We start from the raw sequence: 6,821 nt of genomic DNA on the forward strand, positions 1-6,821 counted from the left end.
TGGACGCCCGTTCGGAAAAACCAGAAGATCCACCAATCGAAAGCATGGAAACGATGGATGAAACGAAAGCGCAAAGTCATTGAAACCGTGTTTTCCGTTCTCATTGATCAGTACCGGATCACAGAGATTCGAGCCAACTCTGTTTCTGGATTTGAATCAGCTTTGGATGGCATTTTACTCGCTTATTCACTCGTCATTCTTGGGCTAGTTGAGCGTTAAAGTTCAACTAGCACCATGGGTAAAAAGTAGTTTCATGTATAACAGGTTTAATTTCAACCATGCCTTTCTCTTTCATGTCAGCCAAAGGGAAAGGTTATTTTTTGCCATAAAAACCTTAGCAATGATTTATCAGTTTAATGAGGGACTTGTTTTTTAACTAGAAATATAAGAACATATATTCGTATAAAAACATATGTTTGTATTTTGTGAATGGGGTGTATAAATTACAATGCTGTTCGATATATCAAAACTCCCTACAAACAATATTTTATGCATTGATATGAAAAGTTTTTACGCGAGTTGTGAGTGTGTCGATCATGGTTTAGACCCTCTTAAGGACTATGTAGTCGTTGTAGCAGATAAAAACCGGAGTGGAAGTGTTGTTCTGGCAGCATCCCCTAAAATGAAAAGTGAATATGGTATAAAAACGGGAAGTCGTCTGTACCAAGTACCCTCGGATCGCCGAATCCACATCTTTAATGCTCGAATGAAGCGATACTTAGAGGTAAGCGTACAAATTACGGAATTATTTCTTTCGTTTGTTCCCTTCGAAGCAATTCTAACTTATAGCGTCGATGAGAGTTGGTTAACACTGGATGGAACCCAAAAACTACATGGTACACCGAAAGAAGCCGCAAATAAAATCAGACATGCGATATGGGAGAAATTTGGTTTGCCTTCATGTATTGGAATTGGACCGAACCGTTTTATCAGCAAAGTTGTCCTCGATGTATATGCCAAAAAGCAGGGCATTGCGGAATGTACATATCAAGAAGTCCCTGAGAAACTGTGGGCAGTTCCGTTACGTGAGATATGGGGGATTGGAGAAAAAATGGAGCAACACCTCAATAACATGGGGATGTATACGCTTGGAGATGTAGCTAATAGCTCCCTTGAACGCCTACGCAAGCGATTCGGTGTCATTGGGGAACAACTGTATTATCATGCTTAGGGAATTGATTTAAGTCCTGCATTTGTGAAGGCTAATGTTTTTCATCAAAAAAGCATCGGAAAAGGAATTACTTTATTGCGAGATTATTGGAGAGAAAATGAAATTATGACGGTTGTATTAGAACTGTGTGAGGAAGTGGCTAAACGAGCGAGACAACTCCAAAAAGTAGGCCGTACTGTTTCATTTGGTGTCCGCTATTCTCAATATGAAAAAGTTGGATTCCATCAATCCGTTACGCTAGATACAGGAACTAATCTAACTATGGAGCTATATCGTGTTTGTAAGCGAATTTTCCAAAAGTTTTACGATGGGCGCAGCGTTCGCATGATTCATGTATCGCTCTCGAATTTAATGAATGAAGAAAGCGTTCAATTGTCTTTATTTGAAAACAGAACAAAAGAACGAGCGCTTGCAAAGGCGATGGATGAAATTCGAGACAAATTTGGCCCTAATGCACTTCTACGAGCCGTGAGTTATACTTCGGGAAGTCTTGCTCGCATCCGAAGTAGCTACATAGGGGGGGCATAAAGCATGAATTATCGAGACAGAGGGATTATTAAATTCTCGCCATTTTTAATGCCTGAACACCGTGATATGTTAGCTGAATTACGGGAAAAGGAAGATGATGTGACACTATCGTATCATGATGAACAACGCTATGAACAATGGAATGCAATAATTCTTGAAGCAATGGAGTTCGCCCTATATCTTCGGGTTCAATACATAGAAAATCGTCGCTTTCAAAATGTAATTGGTCGTGTACATTATTACGATGAGGTGAACCGTCACTTGCGATTGAAAGAGAAAGGACAGTGCAAATTTTGTTATATTATGCTTTCGGCTATTCAATCCATAGAAATAGTAGAATAGAGCCAAGAATTACTTTAGGATATTTTCAACTACATAAAAAGAGTGAAGCAAAAAAGGCGTTTATGTTCGTACAATAGAATTTTTAATGCTGCTATACACTGATTTAGTGTTGCAGCATTTTTGTTTTAAAAAAATCCTTCCCATTTCTTACTTTCATAAAAATTAACTATAAATTTACAATGATAAGAAGGGAATTCATTGGTAAATATAGAAACCATATTATTACTATACTAACAAAAAAAGGATGATGTGTATGAAAAAAAGAAAACTGATTTCTACCTTAATGTTAGGGAGCATTTTATGCTTACCTGTAATCGCGCAAGCTAATTCTCCGAAGCAAGAAATCTCAACACAGTCTATTTCTTATAATACTATCAGTGTTGAGGAGGCTAAAAAAGCCATTAATAATTTTATTGAAAGAAATGAACAGTTATATGATTTAAGAGACGGTAAAATTGTATTTAAAGAACATCTCTACGATATTGATGATACCGTTGTGGGATATTATTTCACTGTGGAATCCGAAAAGACAAAAGGCTATTTTATTACTTCAGCTATTGATACAATAGATCCTATGATTCAATATGGTATAGATGTAGACCTAGAAGAAACTCTGAATAAAAAAATGAAAGATGAAAAAGTCTATTATTTCGGTGTAAACAAATTTAGCTTCGGTAAAAGTGGTAAGGAAGTAAAAGAAAAATTTGAGAAGGCTAAATCTGCAAAATTAAAGAAATTAAAAGACGAAAAAAAAGATGGAACAGAAGAGTATAAAAAAGTTGAAAAAGCACAATTAAAATCGTTGAAAAAAGGTAATAAGAGAAGCCCAGGTTGGGACGGGTTGTTGAAAGATAGTAACAACGGAATGGTATCTATCGCCGCTACAGACTATAAAGTATTAAGTGGCGTTGACCGTATCTATCAGCGTAGTTCCGGTATTAATAATCCGAGTTCAGCTTGTGGTCCAACAGTAGCCGCTATGATTATGGATTATTATCATGATGAGTTAGGTTATAATGTTCGAGATAACGCTTATTATGGCTCATGGGCAGCGTTAGTTAATCATCTTTATAATGAGATGGGGAGTACATGGTTAGGAACAACAATTACAATGTGGGCCAACGGTGCTCTTACACACGTTTACCATACAAGTAATGCTTGGAGATCTAATACAGTAACAGATGCGGTTGGGAATAGTTCTAAGTTTATTGGTGCCATAGATAGCAACGATCCTGTTGCCATTCGTTTTGATTTATTTGACTCTGGTGGAACATCAATCGAATATCATTTTGTTTGTGGAATTGGATATGATAAAAACGGTTCTTATGCAGGCGATTTACATGTCGCTTACAAAGATCCTGATAATGGTGCTAATAATACAGGTACGCACTGGTTTGATTGGACAGACGATGACCAAGACATCGATTTTGCGTGGCTATCCTAAACATAAACCAGCCCTTATGTTGATTAAGGGCTGGTTTATCATTCATATAAATTCGTAAAAATGGATAAGGAGGAATTATATTGAAGTTATTCTCTAAACAATTTATTATATCATTTTTAGTTTGTTTATTGATGTTATATCTAACGGAACTTTTTACGATAGAGCCTCACGTAACTTCAGGGAACGGAAATCCAGGGATTCTTATTATTATGTTAGCTGCATTTTCATTTTTGTTCTTTGGGAGGGGGTTATGGAAAGTCCTCACTAACATGAGTATCTCAAAGAGAGGTTTGTTGTTTATGAGTATTGGTTCATTCTGTATTTTAAGCATGTCAGCTTTTTTAGAAATTACATATGTTTTAGACTTAATTAAACAACTCGGAGGACCTCCATCTAACGTAAATTCTAAAATCTACCGTTTTAGCTGGATAAATCAATATACAAATACTTTTTACATCAATGCTTATACTTTTTTAATATTAATTTCAAGTATTCTTTTAATTTACTCCATACAAAAAATGTTTACAAAAGGTAAAAAAACTTATTCTGCTTAATAAAGAAAATAAAGAACAGTAGCAAATGTAATCAACGGTGATAAAGATAAAATCCCCAATAACAGCGGTTTAAAATTGGTTCTCCCGCAATTTTGGTGAAACCCTCTCGTGGTCATTATAGTAGTAAACTATTACCACGGGAGGTTTTATTTTGGAACTGCAAACATTCTATAAGGATTGGATCTTGAACTGTTAACTTGTTCGATGACAAAATTTTACGTTATAACGTTAAGTAAAGGCTTTATTTACATTATCAATATGAATTTCGTTCAATGTATGGGGATATAGATTGTCGGAAATATCCCAAGATTAAATATTCGAAAACAGAACATAATTTTTTTATTTATATAGGTAGTTTTCTGTCTATGTGACACAATTATCCCAACGTTATATGCAAATGATTATACTCACTTTTTACATGATTTCATTGTAGTGATCGATTTGTACTTTTGTTGAACGACATCAGAAAAGTACTTTTAATATTTTAAGAGGGGATGATTGTGTCACCTAATAATTCAAATTATATAAATCATTAGGTTTGCGTTATATTATCTCGATTTAACGAAGATTTATAGACAGAAAGATTAATGTTTGGTATAAAACAAAAACTCCTTAAGCCATTTGGCTTAAGGAGTTTTTATGGAGCCTAGCGGGATCGAACCGCTGACCTCCTGCGTGCAAAGCAGGCGCTCTCCCAGCTGAGCTAAGGCCCCATAATGGAGCGGAAGACGGGACTCGAACCCGCGACCCCCACCTTGGCAAGGTGGTGTTCTACCACTGAACTACTTCCGCAAAACATGAGCCATGGAGGACTCGAACCTCCGACCCTCTGATTAAAAGTCAGATGCTCTACCTGCTGAGCTAATGGCTCGTTATTAAAATCAATCGTGCTGTGTCCCTTCCTCTTCAAGCTAATTCAAAGAAGATAGATGCGTCGGGACAACTCGTAGCTTATTCGACGATGTATCGCTCGTCGCTAATGGTTCATTTTTAAATGGCTGGGCTAGCTGGATTCGAACCAGCGCATCACGGAGTCAAAGTCCGTTGCCTTACCGCTTGGCTATAGCCCATTGATATAACTTCATGAGTTAACTTCTCAGAATTTACTTCATGAATTAACACCGCAGGATTATTTTGAGAATTTCTGAAGGAAATTCGCGAAATAATACGACATTGATATTTCGATTTAGAAACCTAATTTAATGTTTTGTAAGCTAACACCGCAGAAATTATTTTGGCGATTTCTGCAGGAAATCGACGAAATAATTTCGACATTGACTCAGCATTAGCTGTTACATCGACACCGCAGAATTATTTCTGAAATTTCTGCAAGGAAATTCGGGAAATTATCCGACATTGATATGATAAAAATATATGTAATCATTATGTGATGTGAAAACAAATGGTGGAGGGGGACGGATTCGAACCGCCGAACCCACAGGGAGCGGATTTACAGTCCGCCGCGTTTGGCCACTTCGCTACCCCTCCGGATAAAGTTTCGAATGGTGCCGGCTGCAGGACTTGAACCCGCAACCTACTGATTACAAGTCAGTTGCTCTACCAATTGAGCTAAGCCGGCACAATAAAGTTTCCTACTCTACCTACAATTAACCCATAACGTACTGTCAGTCGCCCCACTCTCAGAATGCTTACTCAAGCAGCGGCTCGAGTGGTGCGCTGTAGCTATTTCAAAGAAGCCTATTCGATCGTGCTCTACAATTGAGCTAAGCCGGAGCATTTAATAACCCGACATCATGGTGGAGGATGACGGGATCGAACCGCCGACCCCTTGCTTGTAAGGCAAGTGCTCTCCCAGCTGAGCTAATCCTCCAAAAAACAAAAAAGATGACCCGTACGGGATTCGAACCCGTGTTACCGCCGTGAAAGGGCGGTGTCTTAACCACTTGACCAACGGGCCAAAAAAGCATAAATCGCAAGCTTCCAACCGGGCTTGAACCGGTGACCTCTTCCTTACCATGGAAGTGCTCTACCAACTGAGCTATGGAAGCATGGCTCCGCAGGCAGGATTCGAACCTGCGACCAATCGGTTAACAGCCGATTGCTCTACCACTGAGCTACTGCGGAATAATCATAAATATAACATCTAAAACTTAGTTGGATAATCGCCCCACTCTCAGAATGCTTATTCAAGAAGCAACTCGAGTGGTGCGCTGTAGCTATTTCAAAGAAGCCTACTCGATCGTGCTCTACCACTGAGCTACTGCGGAATAAGGTTATCTTAAGGCCTGGCAACGTCCTACTCTCGCAGGAGCGCTGGCCCCAACTACCATCGGCGCTGGAGAGCTTAACTTCCGTGTTCGGGATGGGAACGGGTGTGTCCTCTCCGCCATCGTCACCAAGCCTACTACTCTGATTTCACTTCTTCGCTGGCTTGTGCCGAGGAATCGATCATCCTCGAATAAGCTAGTAGACGCAGGCACAGACCAACAAAAACTATTATAATCAATCTTTTTATCATGTCAAGAGATTTTTTATTCCCTCAAAACTAGATAACCGATATTTCTAGTATTCATGGAGAAGCTGCACTCTTTTCACTTTTCGAGCTGTCTAGCTCCGGCAACCAACCGCTCGGGGGCAAATAACCTTCCTCCGTCGAAGTGGCAAGCACTTCTCGTCGGAAGAACATTTTCCTTACGGCGCTAAGCGCTCGTCTCCGTTTTTCTCATTTGGTTAAGTCCTCGATCGATTAGTATCCGTCAGCTCCACGTGTCGCCACGCTTCCACCTCGGACCTATCTACCTCGTCATCTTCGAGGGATCTT

General features: G+C 39.1%; 4 protein-coding genes, 10 tRNA genes, 2 rRNA genes and 1 pseudogene. 5 read left to right on the forward strand and 12 right to left on the reverse strand.

The annotated features are described in order from the left end of the window. The 5 genes and pseudogenes from B0I26_RS17665 to B0I26_RS17685 form a co-directional block, all read left to right on the forward strand. A partial coding sequence (locus B0I26_RS17665) for a transposase (RefSeq protein WP_342767136.1) occupies positions 1 to 219 on the forward strand: 219 nt, incomplete at its 5' end. A 229-nt stretch (positions 220 to 448) separates the two neighbouring features. Further along, positions 449 to 1,699 (forward strand): annotated as a pseudogene (locus tag B0I26_RS17670) (DNA polymerase IV). A 3-nt stretch (positions 1,700 to 1,702) separates the two neighbouring features. Further along, on the forward strand, positions 1,703 to 2,041 hold the full coding sequence (locus tag B0I26_RS17675; protein ID WP_111646660.1) for a YolD-like family protein: 339 nt from the start codon (positions 1,703 to 1,705) through the stop codon (positions 2,039 to 2,041). A gap of 253 nt (positions 2,042 to 2,294) precedes the next feature. After that, complete coding sequence (locus B0I26_RS17680) at positions 2,295 to 3,485, forward strand: C39 family peptidase (protein ID WP_181502999.1); 1,191 nt, start codon at positions 2,295 to 2,297, stop codon at positions 3,483 to 3,485. A gap of 80 nt (positions 3,486 to 3,565) precedes the next feature. After that, complete coding sequence (locus B0I26_RS17685) at positions 3,566 to 4,039, forward strand: hypothetical protein (RefSeq protein ID WP_111646662.1); 474 nt, start codon at positions 3,566 to 3,568, stop codon at positions 4,037 to 4,039. A gap of 640 nt (positions 4,040 to 4,679) precedes the next feature. Here B0I26_RS17685 and B0I26_RS17690 read toward each other — a convergent pair. The 12 genes from B0I26_RS17690 to B0I26_RS17745 form a co-directional block, all read right to left on the reverse strand. After that, positions 4,680 to 4,752 (reverse strand) — tRNA-Ala (locus B0I26_RS17690). A gap of 4 nt (positions 4,753 to 4,756) precedes the next feature. Further along, positions 4,757 to 4,831: transfer RNA gene (locus B0I26_RS17695), tRNA-Gly, on the reverse strand. Between the two features lie 6 nt (positions 4,832 to 4,837). Then, a tRNA-Lys gene (locus B0I26_RS17700) sits at positions 4,838 to 4,910 on the reverse strand. 124 nt (positions 4,911 to 5,034) lie between these two features. Then, positions 5,035 to 5,109: transfer RNA gene (locus tag B0I26_RS17705), tRNA-Gln, on the reverse strand. 333 nt (positions 5,110 to 5,442) lie between these two features. Continuing rightward, positions 5,443 to 5,527 (reverse strand) — tRNA-Tyr (locus B0I26_RS17710). Positions 5,528 to 5,542: 15 nt separating this feature from the next. Beyond that, positions 5,543 to 5,618, reverse strand: a tRNA-Thr gene (locus tag B0I26_RS17715). A 176-nt stretch (positions 5,619 to 5,794) separates the two neighbouring features. After that, positions 5,795 to 5,870, reverse strand: a tRNA-Val gene (locus B0I26_RS17720). 15 nt (positions 5,871 to 5,885) lie between these two features. Then, positions 5,886 to 5,957 (reverse strand) — tRNA-Glu (locus B0I26_RS17725). Positions 5,958 to 5,975: 18 nt separating this feature from the next. Further along, positions 5,976 to 6,048: transfer RNA gene (locus tag B0I26_RS17730), tRNA-Thr, on the reverse strand. Position 6,049: 1 nt separating this feature from the next. After that, a tRNA-Asn gene (locus tag B0I26_RS17735) sits at positions 6,050 to 6,124 on the reverse strand. Positions 6,125 to 6,283: 159 nt separating this feature from the next. Continuing rightward, positions 6,284 to 6,400: ribosomal RNA gene (gene rrf / locus B0I26_RS17740) — 5S ribosomal RNA — on the reverse strand. 326 nt (positions 6,401 to 6,726) lie between these two features. Continuing rightward, positions 6,727 to 6,821 (reverse strand): 23S ribosomal RNA (locus tag B0I26_RS17745); the annotation flags it as partial.

Source organism: Paranoxybacillus vitaminiphilus (genome assembly GCF_003259935.1).
In the GTDB taxonomy this organism is placed as follows: Bacteria; Bacillota; Bacilli; order Bacillales; family Anoxybacillaceae; genus Paranoxybacillus; species Paranoxybacillus vitaminiphilus.

What these genes read in the sequence shown, in the direction of transcription:
- B0I26_RS17680 (WP_181502999.1), top strand. Translation starts at nt 2,295, where the DNA reads ATGAAAAAAAGAAAACTGATTTCTACCTTAATGTTAGGGAGCATTTTA.
- B0I26_RS17675 (WP_111646660.1), top strand. Translation starts at nt 1,703, where the DNA reads ATGAATTATCGAGACAGAGGGATTATTAAATTCTCGCCATTTTTAATG.